Source organism: Micromonospora sp. MW-13 (assembly GCF_003434305.1).
Classification (GTDB): domain Bacteria; phylum Actinomycetota; class Actinomycetes; order Mycobacteriales; family Micromonosporaceae; genus Micromonospora.
In genome coordinates, this window is record NZ_QKKX01000028.1 from 96,661 (window position 1) to 114,408 (window position 17,748).

19 protein-coding genes, 1 tRNA gene and 1 pseudogene are annotated in these 17,748 nt (G+C 67.8%); 7 read left to right on the forward strand and 14 right to left on the reverse strand.

Going from position 1 to position 17,748, the window contains the following annotated elements:
* Positions 1-4: 4 nt before the first annotated feature.
* Positions 5-1,202, reverse strand: a pseudogene (locus tag C5N14_RS15125) (IS3 family transposase).
* A gap of 353 nt (positions 1,203-1,555) precedes the next feature.
* On the opposite strand from C5N14_RS15125, the gene C5N14_RS15130 reads away from it, so the two are divergent.
* A complete protein-coding gene (locus C5N14_RS15130) occupies positions 1,556-1,990 on the forward strand; it encodes an NUDIX domain-containing protein (RefSeq protein WP_117668725.1) in 435 nt (144 codons plus the stop codon).
* Positions 1,991-2,148: 158 nt separating this feature from the next.
* Here the strand turns inward: C5N14_RS15130 and C5N14_RS15135 are convergent, their stop codons facing one another.
* Entirely contained in the window at positions 2,149-2,949 is an 801-nt protein-coding gene (locus C5N14_RS15135; protein WP_243639616.1) for a hypothetical protein, read from the reverse strand.
* A 254-nt stretch (positions 2,950-3,203) separates the two neighbouring features.
* Here C5N14_RS15135 and C5N14_RS15140 point away from each other — a divergent pair, with 254 nt between their 5' ends.
* The 4 genes from C5N14_RS15140 (at position 3,204) to C5N14_RS15160 (ending at position 5,292) form a co-directional block, all read left to right on the forward strand.
* Positions 3,204-3,731: a DUF6244 family protein gene (locus C5N14_RS15140; protein ID WP_117668726.1), complete on the forward strand. Its 528-nt coding sequence runs from the start codon at positions 3,204-3,206 to the stop codon at positions 3,729-3,731.
* A gap of 185 nt (positions 3,732-3,916) precedes the next feature.
* Complete coding sequence (locus C5N14_RS15145; RefSeq protein ID WP_117668727.1) at positions 3,917-4,327, forward strand: hypothetical protein; 411 nt, start codon at positions 3,917-3,919, stop codon at positions 4,325-4,327.
* Between the two features lie 14 nt (positions 4,328-4,341).
* Positions 4,342-4,800: a SitI3 family protein gene (locus C5N14_RS15150; RefSeq protein ID WP_117668728.1), complete on the forward strand. Its 459-nt coding sequence runs from the start codon at positions 4,342-4,344 to the stop codon at positions 4,798-4,800.
* Between the two features lie 419 nt (positions 4,801-5,219).
* A tRNA-Arg gene (locus C5N14_RS15160) sits at positions 5,220-5,292 on the forward strand.
* Positions 5,293-5,517: 225 nt separating this feature from the next.
* On the opposite strand, the gene C5N14_RS33130 is transcribed toward C5N14_RS15160, so the two are convergent.
* From C5N14_RS33130 to C5N14_RS15220, 10 genes are all read right to left on the reverse strand, one after another.
* On the reverse strand, positions 5,518-6,900 hold the full coding sequence (locus C5N14_RS33130; protein WP_165878119.1) for a site-specific integrase: 1,383 nt from the start codon (positions 6,898-6,900) through the stop codon (positions 5,518-5,520).
* Positions 6,897-7,082 carry an AlpA family transcriptional regulator gene (locus C5N14_RS15175; protein WP_117668732.1) on the reverse strand — a complete coding sequence of 62 codons (186 nt, stop codon included), beginning with the start codon at positions 7,080-7,082 and terminating at the stop codon, positions 6,897-6,899. The genes C5N14_RS33130 and C5N14_RS15175 overlap by 4 nt, the downstream gene beginning before the upstream one ends.
* Before the next feature lie 20 nt (positions 7,083-7,102).
* Entirely contained in the window at positions 7,103-8,884 is a 1,782-nt protein-coding gene (locus C5N14_RS15180) for a replication initiator (protein WP_117668733.1), read from the reverse strand.
* Positions 8,881-9,552, reverse strand: coding sequence for a DUF2637 domain-containing protein (locus tag C5N14_RS15185; RefSeq protein WP_117668734.1), 672 nt, complete (start codon positions 9,550-9,552; stop codon positions 8,881-8,883). Before C5N14_RS15185 ends, C5N14_RS15180 begins: the two co-directional genes overlap by 4 nt.
* Positions 9,549-10,976, reverse strand: a complete 1,428-nt coding sequence (locus C5N14_RS15190) for an FtsK/SpoIIIE domain-containing protein (RefSeq protein WP_117668735.1) — start codon at positions 10,974-10,976, stop codon at positions 9,549-9,551. The genes C5N14_RS15185 and C5N14_RS15190 overlap by 4 nt, the downstream gene beginning before the upstream one ends.
* Positions 10,967-11,194, reverse strand: coding sequence for a hypothetical protein (locus tag C5N14_RS15195; protein ID WP_243639617.1), 228 nt, complete (start codon positions 11,192-11,194; stop codon positions 10,967-10,969). Before C5N14_RS15195 ends, C5N14_RS15190 begins: the two co-directional genes overlap by 10 nt.
* Before the next feature lie 164 nt (positions 11,195-11,358).
* Positions 11,359-11,787 carry a hypothetical protein gene (locus tag C5N14_RS15200; protein ID WP_243639619.1) on the reverse strand — a complete coding sequence of 143 codons (429 nt, stop codon included), beginning with the start codon at positions 11,785-11,787 and terminating at the stop codon, positions 11,359-11,361.
* A 229-nt stretch (positions 11,788-12,016) separates the two neighbouring features.
* Positions 12,017-12,742 (reverse strand): GntR family transcriptional regulator, encoded by a 726-nt coding sequence (locus tag C5N14_RS15205; RefSeq protein ID WP_117668737.1) that lies wholly within the window; start codon positions 12,740-12,742, stop codon positions 12,017-12,019.
* Positions 12,743-13,090: 348 nt separating this feature from the next.
* Positions 13,091-13,333, reverse strand: a complete 243-nt coding sequence (locus C5N14_RS15215; protein ID WP_101413796.1) for a hypothetical protein — start codon at positions 13,331-13,333, stop codon at positions 13,091-13,093.
* Positions 13,326-13,583: a hypothetical protein gene (locus tag C5N14_RS15220; RefSeq protein WP_243639621.1), complete on the reverse strand. Its 258-nt coding sequence runs from the start codon at positions 13,581-13,583 to the stop codon at positions 13,326-13,328. Before C5N14_RS15220 ends, C5N14_RS15215 begins: the two co-directional genes overlap by 8 nt.
* A 383-nt stretch (positions 13,584-13,966) precedes the next feature.
* Here C5N14_RS15220 and C5N14_RS15225 point away from each other — a divergent pair, with 383 nt between their 5' ends.
* Together C5N14_RS15225 and C5N14_RS15230 are read left to right on the forward strand one after the other, a co-directional pair.
* Positions 13,967-15,190: a helix-turn-helix domain-containing protein gene (locus tag C5N14_RS15225; RefSeq protein ID WP_117668739.1), complete on the forward strand. Its 1,224-nt coding sequence runs from the start codon at positions 13,967-13,969 to the stop codon at positions 15,188-15,190.
* A gap of 24 nt (positions 15,191-15,214) precedes the next feature.
* A complete protein-coding gene (locus C5N14_RS15230; RefSeq protein WP_243639623.1) occupies positions 15,215-15,682 on the forward strand; it encodes an NUDIX hydrolase in 468 nt (155 codons plus the stop codon).
* Positions 15,683-15,728: 46 nt separating this feature from the next.
* Here C5N14_RS15230 and C5N14_RS15235 read toward each other — a convergent pair whose 3' ends face one another.
* Both C5N14_RS15235 and C5N14_RS15240 read right to left on the reverse strand, forming a co-directional pair.
* Positions 15,729-16,448, reverse strand: coding sequence for a DUF4145 domain-containing protein (locus C5N14_RS15235; protein ID WP_117668741.1), 720 nt, complete (start codon positions 16,446-16,448; stop codon positions 15,729-15,731).
* Positions 16,449-16,834: 386 nt separating this feature from the next.
* Positions 16,835-17,746, reverse strand: coding sequence for a DNA adenine methylase (locus C5N14_RS15240; RefSeq protein ID WP_165878120.1), 912 nt, complete (start codon positions 17,744-17,746; stop codon positions 16,835-16,837).
* Positions 17,747-17,748 lie beyond the last annotated feature (2 nt).

The following is a 17,748-nucleotide window of genomic DNA, read 5'->3' on the forward strand; positions in this document are numbered from 1 at the left end:
GGGTTTATGCGGCCGGGGCCAGCGTAGCTGGCGTTGGCCGGGTGGTCTTCTCGTAGGTGATCGGTGGCTGTTGTCCGAGCCGTGAGTGGCGGCGGACGGTGTTGTAGCGGTGTAGCCAGCGGAACGCGGTCAGTCGTGCTTCGCGTTCGTCGATGAAGGCGCGGCGGCCCTGCAGGGTTTCGCGTTTGAAGGTGGCGTTGAACGACTCGGCAGCGGCGTTGTCGGCGGAGCTGCCGACCGCGCTCATCGACTGCCGGACCCCGGCCGCGGCGCATGCCTCGGCGAAGGCCCGGGAGGTGTATTGAGCTCCGTGATTGGTGTGCATGATCGCCCCGTCAAGGCTGCCCCGGGTGCGTCGCGCGGTGTGGAGGGCGTCGATGACCAGGTCGGTGCGCATGTGATCCGCGATGGCCCAGCCGGCCAGGCGCCGGGAGTGCAGGTCCAGGACGGTGGCCAGGTAGAGGAAGCCGCGGTCACCCACCGGCAGGTAGGTGATGTCACCGACGTAGCGCTGGTTGACCGCGCCGGCGGTGAAGTCCCGGCCGATCAGGTCCGCAGCCTTCGCCGCGGCCGGATCCGGCACCGTCGTACGAGTGCGTCTGCGCAGGCGCAACCCTTGCACGCCGAAGCGGCGCATCACCCGCGCGACCCGCTCACGGTTGATTGGCAGACCGACATCGCGGAGTTCGGCGGTGATCCGCGGGGCCCCGTACGTGCCGTCGTGCGCGGTGTGCACCGCCCGGATCCAGCCCACGAGAGCGACGTCCGCGGCCTCCCGGGCGGCCCTCGCTTCGGCGGCCGAGCGCCAGTAGTAGAAGCTCGAGCGGGACCCCCGATGATCTGACACCACCGCTTCACGCCGTAGCGCTGCTGGTGGTCGGCGACGAACTGGAAGCGGTTCACCAGCGCGTCTCCCCGGCGAAATACCGGGCCGCCTTCCGCAGAATGTCCCGCTCTTCCTCCAGCTCCCGGACCCTGCGTCGCAACGCCGCGTTCTCGTCCTCCACCGATCCGGCCGCCGGCGGCGCCGCCGGCCCGGCCGTCACGCCCCGACGCTGATCATCGGCGCGGACCCAACTACGCAACGTCTCCCGATTGACCCCGAGATCATCAGCGACCTGCGCGATCGTCGCCCCAGGCCGAGACCGGTACAACGCGACCGCATCGGCCTTGAACTCGGCAGGGTAGTGCTTCATCACCATCTGTCAGAGACTCCTGATCTCCCCGGACCATCACGATCCAAGGCTCAAGTGTCCAGGACCAGGGGGCAACTCCCGCTATCGGCCGGTGGTAGACATGGCCAACCTCGTCATCGTCCGCTGACGGGAATGGCGCGCACGGAGGATGTCATGGTCGACCACTGCCTGCCCCGCACCGTTGGCGAGAGGCAATATTCATCACCAATGGACTCATGGCCTGCGCGCTTTATGCATCCATAGGAGTTCAATAGCCTGTCCATGAGTTCCATCCTGTTGCCGACTACTGGGAGCCGTGCGGCTAGGGTGCAGTTTTCGCAGGGCTGCCCTTGTTTTGCTAATGCGATACGGGAGAGCGTATGGTGGCGAAGGTCGTGGTAGACAAGGTTCTCTGCTACGTAGTGCGAGAGGAGCGGTTGCTCGTCTTCCGTCACACCGACTACAGCTATGAGCAGGTGGGCGTCGAGGTGCCGGGCGGCACCGTTCGTGTAGGTGAGGCGCCGGAGGCCGCAGCGCTGCGCGAGGCCCGCGAGGAGACCGGGCTGACAGGCTTTCGCGTTGTTCGCAAGCTGGGGGAGGTTGAGTACGACATCACACCACTCCGGTTCGAGATTCAGTACCGTCACGTCTTTCAGTTGGAGCTCGTAGGGCCAGCGCCCGAGCGGTGGCCTAGCCAGGAAGACCACGACGGTACCCAGGAACCCACCCGCCTCGAGTGTTTCTGGATACCGTTGAAGGATGCGCATATCCTGCAGGCTGGCCAGGGTGCTCTCGTGGCCAAACTTTGTTTGTGATCGGGTGTACATCGCGAGGTTGGCAATGCGCGGCTATGGGGCCGGAGTGCGCCAACGGCATTGCCTGATCATTGGCAATGCCGTAATACCAATATCCCGCCATGCGTTGTGAGACGACCGCGAGATCCCGGATGCGGATGCAGGCCGGTCGGATTGTTCTACATCCCTGCGGCAGGATGCGGCGGTGGCTCGACTGGCGACTCCGGTAGCTGGCGTTCGCCTCGGAGCAGCGCCCCAAGCCGCGGGTACTGGACCAGCATCGCACCCAAATCCCGCTCTTCCGCGACGGCCGCGATGAGGCGGAGAGCGTCGGTGGCCAGACCGAGTGCGCCGAGTTCCACGACCGTGCTGGCCTCCCCTTCCAGCACCGGGTCCATCCGCCGGGTCCAATCTGGCAGCAGGACCCACGACGCGTACAGGCGATCGTCGAGCCAGGCGACGGGCTGAGCCGCGAGGAAATCTCTCCGGTCGGTGGGGACCTCGACGAACACTGGGGTCGAGTAGACCGGATCAACCTGGGCGGCGGCCAGCAGAAGCGGGTCCTGAACCAGGGTGGCGTCCACGAGCTGCGCGAACGACGGCGTCCACACGATCATGTGGCCATTCGTGGTGCCATCGGGGTGGACGACCGGCGGTTGTTTCCACACGCCGACCTCGGACACCTCGGTGAACGTGTCGGTCACCCGGTGCAGCGTGGCGCACGCGGCGACCGCCTCGGCCTCGAAGCCAAGGTGCCGCAGCGCCCCACTGACCTGATGACTCGTCGGGACACAGGTACCCACCGGCATGCCGCTCTGCGCTTGGTGTAGAACGGCTAGGACGGCGAGCAGCGGCACCATCTCCACCGGCGCGTCGACGAGCCGTCCGAACATCGGGCTGTACTCAAACAGCGGCATCAGCGCCGTCTCGTCCGGGCGGTGAGGGCGCCGGCTGCCGGGCACGCGGGTGGGCGGGATCATCCGGCGGATCGGCTCCCGACGCGAACACCCGCACCGCCGTCCCGTCGATGCTGACATGTCGACAGCCGGACACGACAGCCACAGACCCCACCCCAAGAGTTGGAATCTGGACCGGAAGCTGCTCATGCGGCTGCTTGCATCGCGGTGGCTGTCGGCGGTGCCGACCGCCTCGCCGGTGTCTGGTGGCCTCGCGAGTAGCCCGGTAGGTTCAGGCATCAAGCACTTTCATTAACGTCGATTGGGGCGCCGGCCACGTGTCGCAGGTCGAGAAGATCACCGGTGAACTCCGCGCGTTGATGACCGGGGTCGAACGCGCGCAGGGGTTGGCAGCCGCCGCTGACAGTCAGGCGCAGGAGGTGGCGTTGCGGGCCGCGGGCGCGGGCTTCGTCGCCGTGGCGGCGGGTGTGGCGCGGGTCCGTAACGCGATCACAGGCATCCAGGGCGGCCTGGGAAGTCTCGCCGGTTCGATCGGTGAAGCGACGAAGGCCACCGCGGCGGTGCCGAACGAGGCCACCCCGCACGAGACGATCGCCGGGCTGGCGCCCGTGCTGAGCGCCGTGGACGCCGCTCGTGACGCGGCGACCGGGGCCATCACCGGAGTCGGTGAGGCGCAGCAACTCGTCGCCATGGTCCTGCAGGGCGGGCAGCCCGGGCCGCTGCTGCAGGCCCTGGACGGCATCAAGCAGGTCCTGGTGCTGGTCGTTGCGCGCACCGGCGGGGCCCGGCAGGCGATCGAAGCGGCGATCGCGCAGGCCCGACAGTTGGGGTCGTCGGGAAACTGACAGGGGCTGGCGGTCACCCACCGGCCAGCCCCACCCCTTCCCAGCACGGTGACCCGCCGCCGACACCTCATGCCGCCGGCGGCACCCCATCAGCTGACCATGACCACGGCACGCCCTGGACCAGACAGCCAACCGGCGTCCCGGGCGGGACGCCGACCGGTCCGAGAACCAGAATTCCGCCCCGGTTGGACGACGAAGGGCGGCGTCCGTTGGAGCTCGAGAACGAATGCGCCGATATAGTCGCCAGCAAGAGCTACTGGGTCCACCAGAACCCCACCAGGCAGGAGATCGCCGACGCCCGGCTCCGCACCGGCGACTCCGGCAACCCGAACAAAGACCCGGACTACCTGATCGAGGGTCACGTGTTCGACTGCTATTCGCCCACTCTCGGCAAGCCGGTACGGGGCGTCTGGAGCGAGGTCCGCGCCAAGGTCGACAAGGAGCAGACCCAACGCGTGGTGCTGAACCTGCACGACTGGCACGGAGACCTCGCGGCCCTGCGGACACAGTTCGACACCTGGCCCGTCGAGAGGCTGAAAGAACTCGTCGCGGTAACGCCGAGCGGCGCGATCGTGCAGATCGTCCGTCGAGACTGAGGAGAGGCGCGGAGATGGCTGTCGAGTTCAGGTTGACCCTGGCCGGTGACCTGCCCCTGGACCACGTGGCTGATCTCGTGGCAGCCGAACCCGCCGAGAAGCCCAGGCCGAGCGGCACCAACCCGCGGCTGCTCAGTGCCCGCCTCTACGACACCCGCGGGTACGCGCTGACCGTCTCCTCAGGCAGCCAGGGTTATTTCGATGCCGAGGGCGACGACGGTGCCCGCTGGGAGTGGGAGCCGGAGACGTACGTCGACATCGACTTCTCCATGCGGGCAGACGACGTGGTCGACAAGGGGATCCCGAACATGATGAAGGCCGTGGCCCGGGTGTTGGCCGCCCGGCAGGAGGACGCGGCGCTGGTCCAGAACGGCAACTGGCTCCTGCTGACCCGCGTCGGGGGCAAACTCCGCAGACACCGGCCTACCTGGTGGAGCCACTACGGCATAGACGACCTCATCATCACCCAATGAACCAGCCGAGCGCGGGTGACCCGCTGACGAACGACGCGGCTTCGACCCGCCGTCCGTGCGCGACGTCGACGTCGCCTCTCTCGACCCGACGGACCTGACCCGCGACAACGACGACCAGCACCGCGCGGCTGATCGCGACCTGGCCGGAATCCCCCGTGGGAGGCGGCGCCCAGCCGGGGGAGCGGGCAGCCCACATGATCTTCGATGATGTGCGCGGTGTGTGCTCTCCAGCGGATGCCAACCCGGGTGAACCGGTGCCAACGCGGGTTACCCCAGCCGACCGCCGGTCGCAAACCAGGGTTCGTGTGCTCGGCGTGTGGTCCTGGGCTGGGCGAACGGCGGTACGGGTGACGTGGGTGAACGTGGGCCACTCCCTGCCACCCCAGGTGAACCCCCAGGTCGCTAGACTAGGCGCTCGCGCCCTCGTAGCTCAGGGGATAGAGCATCGGTTTCCTAAACCGTGTGTCGCAGGTTCGAATCCTGCCGGGGGCACCTCGAAGATCAGCAAAAACGCCATCTGAGCAGCGGATACGCCCCTGTGTCGATCGGCCGATCTGTGCAGCCAAGTGCCACCCAAAGCCGCCGTTTGCAGCCCTCCGTGCAAAATACGTGCAATGATCTTGGACGGTTGAGCAACTCTGTTTCCCCAGCTCAGAGCCACTACAACGCGGAGGGGCCGCAGCGTCGCCACGGCCCCTCGCATCCCACCAGTGATCATCATCGGCTCAGCGCCGCCTCGATCCGCTCGTTCATCCTGCTGCGGTCCCCGTCGAGGCACTTCGCGTAGACCTTGAGCAGCACGTCAACGGAGTGCCCGGCCCGCTGCGCGACCTCGGGTGCCGGTAGGCCGGCGTTGAGCCAGAGCGACACCCCAGCGTGCCGCAGGTCGTAGGGTCGCCCGGCCAGGGGAGAGGCCACCCGGTCGGGGGTCAGGCTCAGCGTCCGCGCCTCTTCCCAGACGCGGGAGTACGTCGACGACGAGACCACGTTGCCCCGGTCGCTGCGGAACATCCGCCCGTCGGCGCCAACGCCGAATCGGTCGACGTGCGCCCGAAGGATCGCCACCAGCTCCGGCGGGATCGGCACCTCCCGCGCTTCCGTGTCGCCCCGGTGCTTCAGCCCTCGATCGTCGTGCACCTCGCCGCTGTCGGTGTAGCGCTTCCCGGCCGCCGGCCGTGACTTCTCCACCGTCAGCAGACCCCAGCCAGTTGCCGGAAGATGGCAGTCCCGCTCCCGCAGGCCCAGCGCCTCACTCGGCCGCAGCGCAGCGAAGTAGAGGCAGGCGTAGAAGGCGACCAGACGCTCACCACGCCGGCCGTTCTTCCCGCGCTGGCCGACGTACGTCACGCCGGTCAGCAGTTCGCGCGCCTGGCGGATGTTGACCACGACGCGGCGGTCCACTTCCCCGGCCACCTTCCGCCGCGACGACCGGACCCGCAGCTTGTCGACCGGGTTGAAGTCCAACAGCTCCAACTCCACGGCGTACTGAAGGACGTTGTAGAAGACCGAGCGCCGCCGCCTGGTCGTCGACGCCGCCGCCGGCCGCCCGTCCAACGTCAGCCCCAGGGTGTCCAGTGCCGGACGCACCACCGCGGCTTCCGCCAGCGCCGACAACGGCAGGGACGCCTTGCCGAGCCACCGCAGTGCCGCAGCGATCTCAGCCGGCCGGTCGAGTTGCCGAGACGCGGGCGGAAACTCCCACTCCCGCAACGCCCGCCGCAGCAACGCCGGATCCGGCCGCCCGGCCAGGTCCCGCACCAGCACCGCCGTCACGGTCGCCAGCGCGTCCGTCGTGCTCTCCCGCGACTTGGCCGCCGCGCCCGGCCACTTCATGTCGACGTACCGACGGACGAAGCCCAGCCAGCTCACCGACTCCACCGGCGCCATCAACGACTCAGGCAGCCCGGAGTCGCCGTCGAACGCCTCACCCCGGTTCGCCGCCTGCATCAGGTCCGACCGGAAGTTATCGGCCAGCGCCCGGGTACCAAACGTCCGAGACTTCGGCCCCGTGCCCACCACCCAGCGGACGGTGTACGACTTCTTGCGACCCGCCAGGCCGTTGACCTGAATGCCCCGGATCCGTACCTCGCGGGATTTCACGCTGCCTCCCGGTGCTGCTCCAGCCACGACCGCAGGTCGCGCCGCTCGATGCGCAGCTCACCGTTAGGCAGTTTGATGCAGTCCGGGGCGATGCCCAGCTCACGCCAGCGGTAGAAGGTTCGCCGCGACACGCCGTTGAGCACGGCGAGGACTTCCGGAACGGTCAACAGCTCACTTTCCATGAGGGGTTCTTTCCTTCGGATCAAGCAGCAGGGGTGAGGACAGCAGCGGTTGCCGAAACGGCGGCGGCTGTTCGTATCCGGGCGGCGTCGAGGTCTGCGCGCCAGCGGATGCGGGCGGAGATCGCGCGCAGGAGTCGGTGTTCCAGGGGTGGCACGTCGGGGTCTTCGGGTCGGGCGAGTTCGAAGCGGTACCGCTTCGGTCCGTCTGCCTCGTCGGCGGCCTGGTCGTGCTCGTCGGTGTCGGCCATGCCGCCGGCGAGGATGGCCCGTACCCAGGACCGGTTGTCGGCGCGGTGGTCGGCGAGGGTCTTGCCGGACCATTGCCGGGAGACGAGCACGCGCCGGCCGGTGAAGCCGAGCGTGGAGCGCTGGTGGACCTTCCCGGCGCACCGTCCGGGGGTCAAGCCGGCCTTGACCCCGTCCGGTTGGACGCCGTACAGCAGCCAGTTCGCGCACGTCGGCGAGCACGGCAGCACCGACAGTTCCGCGTGCAGCCGGTCGAAGTGCGCCTTCTGCGCATCCGAGCGCGGCTTGGCCTGGTCGGTCAGATCCTTGGTGACGTACTTGGTCACGTACCGGATCGAGCGTTCGGCGTCCTTGGTGCCCTGCTCGATGCCCCGGGCATCGATCCGGCCGAGGCGGGCGACGTAGGCGGGGCGGCTGTCGGGTTCCTCCAGGGCGTCGAGGGCTTCACCCCAGGTGGGCAGCGGCTCGCGCGTCTTGGGGTCGACGTACGCCTGTCGGTCGACGTCCCAGACCGGGGGCTTGTCGACCGGGTAGGCCAGCTCGTCGAAGCGTGGCCACCACACCTGGTGGTACGTGGCTGCCGCGATCTGCTTGAGCAGCCGGCGGGGCAGGGTGCCGCGGATGGCGAAGTGCGCGTGCGGGGCGAGCCGCCGTTGCAGTTCCACCGCTCCCGCGTACTGGACGTTCCACCCAGCGGCGCGGCGGACGTTCTGCCACCACCGGTCGAGAACCCTCGCGAAGTGGATCGAGTCCAGGGCCGCCCGCCGGTAGTCGTAATTGGTCGGGTCGACGGGCGTGCCGAGGACGTCGTCATACGGGCCGTGGCGCTGGCCGCACTCGCAGGGGGCGACGTAGGCGCCGCGTCGCAGGTGAGAGTGCACCGGGCCGTGCGAGCCCAAGGTGAGCGTGACGAGCATCGACGGCCGGTGTGTCTTGCCCGCCTTGCCGGAGTAGGCGCGGCCGACTGTGCGCGGGTCGACGGGCAGGCGCGGCAGGTCTGGGGAGTCCTGCCGCCGCCGGGTCGACCGCTTCCGCCGGGGCCGCTCGTCGCGCTCCTTCGGGGTGAGGTGTCCTCGCAGGCTGGTTTCGGCGAGGGCTTCGTCCAGTTCGGCTATCGCGGCGTCGATCTCGGCGAGTTGTGCGGTCCGCTCGTCGGGGGTCATCGGCTGGTACTGCGCGGCTTCGCGTTCGAATTCCAGGTGTGCCCGGACCCGGACGAGGGCGAGGACGTCTTCCCCGGGTCGGTCGGGGCGGACGGCGGGTTCGTCGGCGAGGTGCCAGCCCTCGCGGATCTGCTGGATGCGTAGCCGCCGGCCCCGCTCCGCGCACGGCTTGCACTTCGCGGCGAGGGTCGCCCCGCAGGGCACCTCCACCACCTCGGTCAGGCCGGTGGCGGTGTCGGTACGGCGCAGCGCCAGGGGCCGGACGCAGACGCCGTTCTGTTCGGCGAGTTGCTTGAGCGCGTCCTTGGCCAAGGGCTTGCGCATCCTGTCCGCCCGCGACCCGGGTCGGGGCTGCTCGACGGGAGTCGTGGGGATGAGGTCGAGTTGGCTCACCGGTCACGCTCCCCGCCGAAGACGCTGCCGTTGCGGGGCGCGAACGCCGCCGCTGGTACGGGCACCAGTCCCGGCCGCCGCTCCACCGGCATCGCAGGGACCGGGCGGAGGGCCGCCGGGCGAGGCTGCTCGTCGGCGGCTTCCACGGCGACGGTCACCGTCTGGTCCTCGTTGACGACGTCAACGGACGGCCGGTCCTCAGCCGGGTTGTAGCCGGGCGGGACGTCGCCCCAGTCGTCGGCGTCTGCCGGTTTGCCGACGGGCACCGCCGCCGGGGCGGGGGCGGTGGAGAAGACGAGCTTGGACAGGCCGAGGAACGCCAGCGCCGGCACGGCCGACAGCAGCCACCCGGACACGCCCGGCTTGGCGACGGCGAGTTGTGCGGACAGTGACAGGGCGACGGCGCAGACGAGCAGGAACATCGGGTACCCGATCGGGCCGCCGGTGCGGCGGCGCCGCCGGATCGTGAGCAGCGCCGCCAGGGGCAGCAGTTCGGAGATGGCGGCGTTGGCCCACCCGAACCAGTCCCCCGTACCGGCGGGGGAGTTGGCCATCGTCCAGTCGTGCACGTGGGTGAACGACGCCGCGCCGGCCAGCCCGCCGACGACCAGGACGATGAGCACCAGGACCACGCCCTCCACCCGGTCTGCGCTCGCGTTGGCCTTCACTTGGTCACCTCCTGCTCGTCGGTGTCGTCCAGTCGCCGGTAGGTGCGGCCGAGTTGGCGGATGTCGTCGTCGGTGAGGTAGGCGAACCGGACCCGGACGGGTTCGCGGACGCCGTCGAGGGCAACGAACCCGATCCCAGGGGCCGATTCGGGGATGCGGTCGCACAGTGCTCCCCGGTCGCGGGCGCCGTCGCCTAGGACCATGTCCACCTGCTCCGGCTCGGTCAGCCGCAGGCCGATGCGGGTCGGGAACAGGTCCCGGAACGGCAGCACGTCCTTACGCGGGTCTTGAAGTGCGGCGACCACGTGCACCCCGACGGCTCGCCCTTGGCTGAGGAGGAGGCCGAGGGCTTCCTTGATCCGGTCGCGGACCTTCCGATCGGTGATGTACGCCGTCAACGCCGCCAGCTCGTCGACCACCAGGACGATCAGCGGTTCATCCGGCGTCGGCGTGTGCTGGCGGGCGACCCCGCGCAGTCGGGCCGCCCGCAGCCGCATCCGTTTCACGGCCTCTTCGAGGACGCCGGCCATGCCGTCGGGGTCGTCGTAGGAGAACCGGGCGAACAGCGGCACCCCGGCCGCCAACTCCATCCCGCCCTTCGGGTCGAACGCCCACAGCTCCACCAACCCCGACCGCACACCGCCAGCCAGGGAACGAATCAGCGACCACAACACCGACCCCTTGCCCGACCCCGTCGCCCCCGCGATCAGCACGTGCGAGCCGGTCAGGCGCAGCCGGTAGGGCTGCCCGTCCTCACGGACACCGAGCGTCAACCCGTCCAGCTCGGGCACCTCGGTCGTTGGCAGGGGCGCCACGGTGCCGGCCAGGGGGTCACGGCGCAGGAACCGGACTATCACCCGATCCGGGCGGGCCGTCGAGCGAGCTTGGCCGGTGTGCAGGCGGAAGGCGTAGGCGAGGCGTTCCGCGGCCTGCCCCCAGTCGTCCGGGATCTGCCCCGGCAGCATCCGCACGGTCAGCTCATCGCCGTACCGGTCGCAGCGCACCTTGAGAAGCTGCGGCACGTACCGGTCACCAGCGAACGTTGTCGCCAGCCCACACGTGGCCATGACCGACGCCCACCGCCGCCGGTAGACCACCAGGGCTCGAATGCGGCTGACGAGCGGGTACCAGCCGAAGCGCAGCCACGACGACGGGTGCCACCGCCACCAGGCCCCGCAACCGGCGGCGACGGCCAGGACGACGACGGCCAGGACCAGGCCCCCGTACTCCGCCCGCACCCACAAGGCGGCCACGGTCGGGGCGGTGAGCCACCAGTACCGCACCGCCAGCACCGTGAGGCGGAACAGGCCCCGGGCCAGCCACCAGAACACCAGCAGCCAACCCGGAACCCGCCACGCCGGGAGGCGCATGTTCATCGGCGCGACGGGGATCTTCTCCCCGGGGATGATGTTGATCAGAGGCACAGGTCACCACCCCTGCCAGGACGGGCCAGGGTCGAAATGCAGGAGCGGCAGGACATGCGACGCAGGTTGAAGCGGCGCGGCTTCACCCACTCCTCGCAGCGGGGGCAGCGGATCGCGCACACCCGCGCCGCAGCCGGCGGCATCCGCAGCGTCGACCGGACAGCCGCTTCCGCCTCCCGGTAGGCGTGGCGCAGGCCGACCAGGCGGGTACGGGACATCAGGACCACCACCCCGACGAGCAGCGGCCCTCAGAGCGGTTCAGGGCAGGGGGAACTACGGTGGGCATCACGCCCTCCTTCACACGTGAGGGATGGAAGAGCGCGGGACGGGCCGGGACTCTTGGCGGGGAAACGACCCGCCCCGCGCGCCAAACAGCGACCAGTCAGGCCGCCACCGAACCCGGCATGCTCGACGCCGGCCGGATCGCGGTAGCCCGCAGGGAGTACGCCATGCGGGAGCGGCAGTCGCCCGAGGACCGGCCGGGCTTGCACCGTTGCGAATCCACGTACGGGGTGAGGGTCAGGCCCTCGAACTCCACTGCCGGCGGGTAACCCGGCACCGTCGACGGCGGCGGCACCGGCTGCTGCGCCGCCACGACCTTCACCTTCACCTCGGTTGAGCGGCCGAACTTCCCGGCCTCGGGGTCCAGGTCCATCACCCGCACCACCCAGACCCGCTCCCCGGTGTCCTTGTCCCGCGCCTGGTTGTCCGCCTCACCACGCCGCTCAAAGTCGATCTGCGGCGACACACCCAGGCAGAGCGCCCCGGCGGGGAACACGTACGCGGACGGAACCGGCACCTTCAACGTCATCGGAACCACTTCGGCAGCCTCCTAGCCTCACCAGTCGTCTTCCTGACAACCGGTTGAGCTTACAAGCTACGTCAGCTTGTAAGCACAAGCAAGGTCGAAGGTGAACCGATTGCACAATGTGGAGAGCTGGCCCCGGGTCGCCAGGACCAGCACGAAGGAGGACGTGATGCCGCAGCGGACTGCCGGCGAGATGTGCCGCTGAGCCGCCAGCGAGGTTGACGCAGGCGGCTCAGGACAGGGCGTAGGTGTCCTCGATCTCGTGGCGGCTGCCAGGCATCACCAGCACCGACGTCATGATCGGGTCGCCGGATGCCTGGTGGACGGTGATGACGACGCTCATCACCGACTCGTCGGCCGGCACCTCCAGGGCCTCAGCCTCGACATCGCTCACCCGGCGGGCGGTCATCCGCTCGGTGGCGTAGTCGGGTCGTAGACCCTTGTGGCGGGCGATGAGATCGAGCAGGCCGCCAGCGATCGGGTCCGGCCTGGTGATGTCGGTACCGACCGCGATGTCCACCGGCACGAACGTGGCGACCAGGTCCACCGGCCCCGCCTCCGAGACGGTCCGGCGGCGCCGCTCGTAGACCGGCGTGCCCTCCGGGATCTTCAACTCCGCCGCGATCCGAGGTGAGGCGAGCACCGGGCCGACATGCAGGATCTCCGTCTCCCCGGTCTCGTCCAGCTCGACCGCGTCGCGTGCGTAGTCGGGCGAGGTACGGCCGGAGGCGGGTCGGCCGCGTACGAAGCTGCCCTTGCCCTGCTGCGACTCGATCCAGCCATCCTGCTTGAGGATGCCCAGCGCCTTGAGCACCGTCGGGCGGGACACCCCGAACTCCGTACAGAGCTGGTTCTCCGACGGCAGTGCCGCACCGGGGGCGTAGTCGCCGTCCTCGATGCGCTTCCGCAGCGTGTTCAACACGCGCAGGTACTTCGGCGTCGGAATCTCGTACGCCATCGCGGGCCACCCCACCTATGAACGCTGCATGAATATCAGCAGCTTATGAGTTGTTTGCATGACAGGACAAGCAAGGTCAGCCATTCGGCGTCACACGCTCCACCGCTGCGGCCAACCATCCCGACCACGACGACGGCGCTCCCACCGACTCCGGACGAGTCGCACCCGGCCACCGACGCGGCAGGCACCCGTACCGGCCGAACACCCGCAACGCTGCCTGACGCTGCGGGCACGGCCCCTCCTCGCCACATGTGGCGCAGCGCCCGTCCCCGCTCGACGGGGTGTGCTGGTCAAGCTGCGCCTGCGCCGCCCGGAGCTGGTCGCGCACCGCACTGGACAGGTAGGTACTCACCGGGCCGCCCCATCCGGCGGGAGCTTGCTCGCGCGCACCAGAATCTGCGCCTGCCGACCATGACGACCGGACGGACCGAGCCTGAATCCCTCGACCCAGATCCACTCATCCTGCGGCGGACGGTTGGCCACCAGCCGAACCCCGGTCACCCACAACGTCACCGGCCCGTCCGACGGCAAAAGACGATCTGCTGCATCAATCGTCAGCACCGCGCCGAGTCGTACCCGAACGTCAAACACCGCGTCTCCTCATCACCGGCGCCACGTTGCGAGGCGGCGCGTTGTCGGTAGTGCGTCGCTGGATCTGAAGGCCGGCGATCTGCGCGAAGACCTCCCGCCGCGCCAGCGCCTTACCGCTCACCGGATTGATGGAGTAGCCGGTAAGCCACACCCAGCCGTGGTACGTCGGCTTGTCGCAGACCGAGGTAACCCGCAGCCACAGCGCACGGTCGCTGCCAAACTGCACCGAGGCCCGGCCGTCGATCAGCACCAGGTCACCCGGCGCCGGCACGCCCGGCCGGGGAGGCGTCGGCTTGCGGGGCGCCGGGGCGGGCGGGCCATTTACGGGCCGTCGTTCGGGTCGCGGCCCCACACCAGTACCCACCCCGGGCCAACCTCAGCAGGTCGCCGAGCGACCGGAACCCGCGCAGTCCAGGCAGGACCGCCGGGCAAGCGAACGAGTCCGCTCCGACCCCCGCCCCATGCCCCGAATGGCAGTACGGGCAAGGGTGTACTTCCAGCCCGCGCCCGAGCAGGATTGGCAGTTGCTCGATACGTTCAGCCCCGTCATGCAGACAGGTTGTGACACAAACCGCCCAGCGACCCGGAAAATCCTTCCGGGGTTGCAGCCGACCGAGGGGAGACAGTGAAACGGTGCGCGGGACGACCAACACCCTGACCATCGGCGAACGCGTCGCCTGGTACCGCAGACGACGCGGCCTGTCCCAGGAAGTCTTGGCCGGACTCATCGGCCGCACCGCTGACTGGCTGGGCAAGATCGAGAACAACCGGATCGAGCTGGACCGACTCTCCGTCATCAAGTCCCTCGCCGAAACCCTGGACATATCCCTCGGAGACCTGCTCGGCGAACCCTCGCTGCTCGACTGGACCGCCGACAGCGGCACCGAAACCGTGCCTGCCCTGCGCGCCGCCCTGATGAACTACCGCGCCATCGCCCCGTTTGGCGCCGGCACGGACATGGAGCCGTCGAGCATCGCCGCCCTTAAGAAGGAGGTAGGCGCCCTTTGGGACGCCTACCAGGACTCACGATTCGGATACGTCACCGGCCGCCTACCCGACCTGCTCCACCGAGCCCAGGCCGCCGCCGACCACCACGACGGCGAGGACCAGGACCAGGCCCGCCGCCTGCTCGGTCTGGCGTACCAGCTCGCCGCCACCCAGCTCACCAAGCTTGGCGAAAGCGATCTCGCCTGGATCGCCGCCGACCGCGGCTTGGCCGCCGTCCGCCCCACCGGCGACCCGCTCATCACCGGCTCCCTGTTCCGCTCCGTCGGCCACGCCCTGCACGCCACCGGCCGCTACACCGAAGCCGTACGCCTCACCGAAGACGCCGCTGGCTACCTTGAGCCGTACCTGAAGCACGCCACGCCCGCGCTGCTCTCCGTCTACGGAACCCTGTTCCTGTCCGGCTCGATGGCCGCCGCACGATCCAACGACGCCAGCACCACCCGCGCCTTCCTCGCCGCCGCCGACCAGGCCGCCGGCCAGCTCGGAGCCGACGCCAACCACCTCTGGACCGCGTTCGGCCCGACCAACGTCGCCATCCACCGCGTCGCCACCGCCGCCGAGCTGGGCGACCTCCAAGTCGCCATCGACCTCGGCCCGCGCGTCGATACCACCGGCCTACCGATGGAACGTCGGGTACGGCACGCCCTCGAAGTCGCCCGCGCCTACAGCTCTTGGAACCGCGTCGACGACGCCCAGGCCGTCCTCCTCGACGCCGAACAGATGGCGCCCGAGCAGGTCCGCCACCACTTCCTCAGCCGACAACTTGCCCTGACCTGGGTACGCCGACAGCGAGGCAAGCCATCGGCTGAACTGGTCGCACTGGCCCAGCGGCTTAAGGTGCTCGACTGAGCCACTCCCATCTAGGCTGCCCTGGTGACGGCCAACGAGATGCCACCCATGGCAACCCCACGCGTCGCCGCAGGCGCGCTCTTCTTCGACGACGAAGGCCGGGTGCTGCTCGTACGGCCCAGCTACAAGAAGCACTGGGACATCCCCGGCGGCTACGTTGAACCCGGCGAGTCGCCCCGAGCCGCATGCGTACGTGAGGTTCAAGAGGAACTTGGCCTCACGCCAGCGCTCGGACCGATGCTGGTTGTTGACTGGGCACCCGCCGAACACGAGGGCGACAAGCTCCTCTTCATCTTCGACGGCGGATCACTCGGAGCCGAGCAGGAGCGCGACATCCGCTTCACAGACGGCGAACTCACCGAGTGGCGTTACGTGAGCGCCGAGTCCTTGGAGCAGCACGGCCCGCCCCGGCTCGCCCGTAGGATCCGCACTGCGATTGCAGCGCGCAGTACCGGCGTTTCAGCGTACGCCGAACACGGCACCGCAATTTAGAACAGAGTTTCGGTACACGATCCAGGCAGTGGACGTGCATCGTTTGTTAGGGGCGGCTGTTCTGCGATTGGGTCGATTCCTCAGCCGCCACTTCGCTGGCGCTGGACCGAGTTTCGCTCGGCACGGCCACTGCCGCCGCCCGGCGCTCTGATTGGGCTGTCCGTCTTGCCTCAAACTCCTTGAATTTCTGCGCGAAGACATACACGTAGTCGAGGATTGCTTCCGCCAGGTCGAGCGCATCGCGGGCATCCGCTTTCGCGACTGACCCGACGGCGTGGACAGCATTATTTCCCAGGGATCGCAGGCTCTGCATCCACTCAACCATGCGGGCATCCACGACGCCCCTGTCTGATAGTTTTTGCAGCCTGTCAACCAGTCGGCCGTCAGGCACGCCTTGGTCCGCGCACATCATCTCGATAGTCTTGCGAACCATCGCCGCCGTGGCTGAATACGCAGTAGCGTGGAAGCACTTACGTGCTTCCAGGTGTGTGTCGCGTAGATCCCTTGGTATGGCTGAACTTAGTGGCCGGTCAACCTCTGGCCAGAGAACGAGGGGTGCGCCGAGACTCGCAACGGGAGTGTCATCACTCTTGTCGAAGTAGAAGTCAAGGTCCTGCCAAGCCACGATGCCGCTCTCGCATTGACTGCACCACAAGAAGGAAACGACGCCGTCAGCGTTATCCGGCTTCCGCCGGCCCACGACCGTCGCCGCGCTCGGCTTCTCGCAATTGGGGCAAATTATTGCGATCGTCTCGTTGCCTGCCATGAGTAAAACAATAGTTCTTCCACATGCGCCTTGCAACGTTCTTGGCCGCCTGCCCGGCCGCGGCTCCCTATTGAGCCAGGCACCTAGGAGTTGGCCGGCGGATCTTTCGGGAACAAGTAGCCTTCAAAGAACCCGTGCTCGGGGCATCGTGCGTAGCCCTTCGAGTCTAGCCGGACAGGTTCAGCGCTGCCGAAGGCCCCGACCACCGAGTCAGGGGCGGGACCGAACGAAGCGACAGTCTCCGGTGAAGACGATCAGTACAAGCGTTATCGACTAATGTGCGATCGGATAGCGGGCAGGGGTTAAGGTTGCCGCCAAATATTTGAACACGGCGGGCCCAGCAATAGCGACCCGAGCCCCTACTCATGCAATGTGTCGGAGCACTCCTAAAACAGCGTCGCTGCCGACATCGCCTTTGTCACCTCTGCCACAGAAATTCCTGCGGGGGATGCAACTTTCGGGATCAGTAAATTTGGGGAAAAGTACATCACCTCAGTGCCTTTCGACGCTCTCGACGCACTGTAGCTTAAAGTGTAACGCAAAGGCTCGTGTTGCGAATATAGCTGAAGGATCTCGGGAGCTGCATCATAGGAAACAACCCAAGGGCCGGGCGTCGCACTTACAGCGTCCCGGACTTTCCGATGATCCTCAAACCCATAGAAATTATCGTAAAGTCCTTCCCCCTTCACAAAGTAAGGGGGATCTAGGTAAAGCAGCCGATGCGAGCGGCCTCGAACCAATTCGCTTTCAATCATCTCCGCGGCATCTACCTTGCTTACGGTTATACGGGAGGAGTAGCCAGCAATCTTCCTCACGCGGGAACAAAGAGCCTCGCGATTGAATCTTGCGTCGATTTTCCATATGCCCGCTTGCCCAGTCCCGCCAATCACGCCGCCGGACACAATACCCGACCTGTTGGTTCTATTCAGATAGAAGGTCGAGAAACCAATATCTTCAGGCGACGAATCCATCGAGGAGTGAATCAATTTCTGCCGCCTCCACTCATCAATGGTGAGCGGAACAGTCATGATGCGTCGACATAGGCTATCGGGGTCCTCAAGAGCAAACCGCCAAAAGCAGTAAACGCCGTCGTTGATGTCATTGATATACGCGTGGTTGATATAGTCCTCGAATAGCAGTGACAGCGCCACGCTTGCCCCACCTGCATACGGCTCGATATAGTCACTTCCGATCAATGAATTTTCGAGCACCAGAAGCTTAACAAAATTAGCCACCTTGCCTTTGCCGCCAGGGTACCGCAACGGTGACGAATAGCGGGTCTCTTGGGCCTTACCCACGC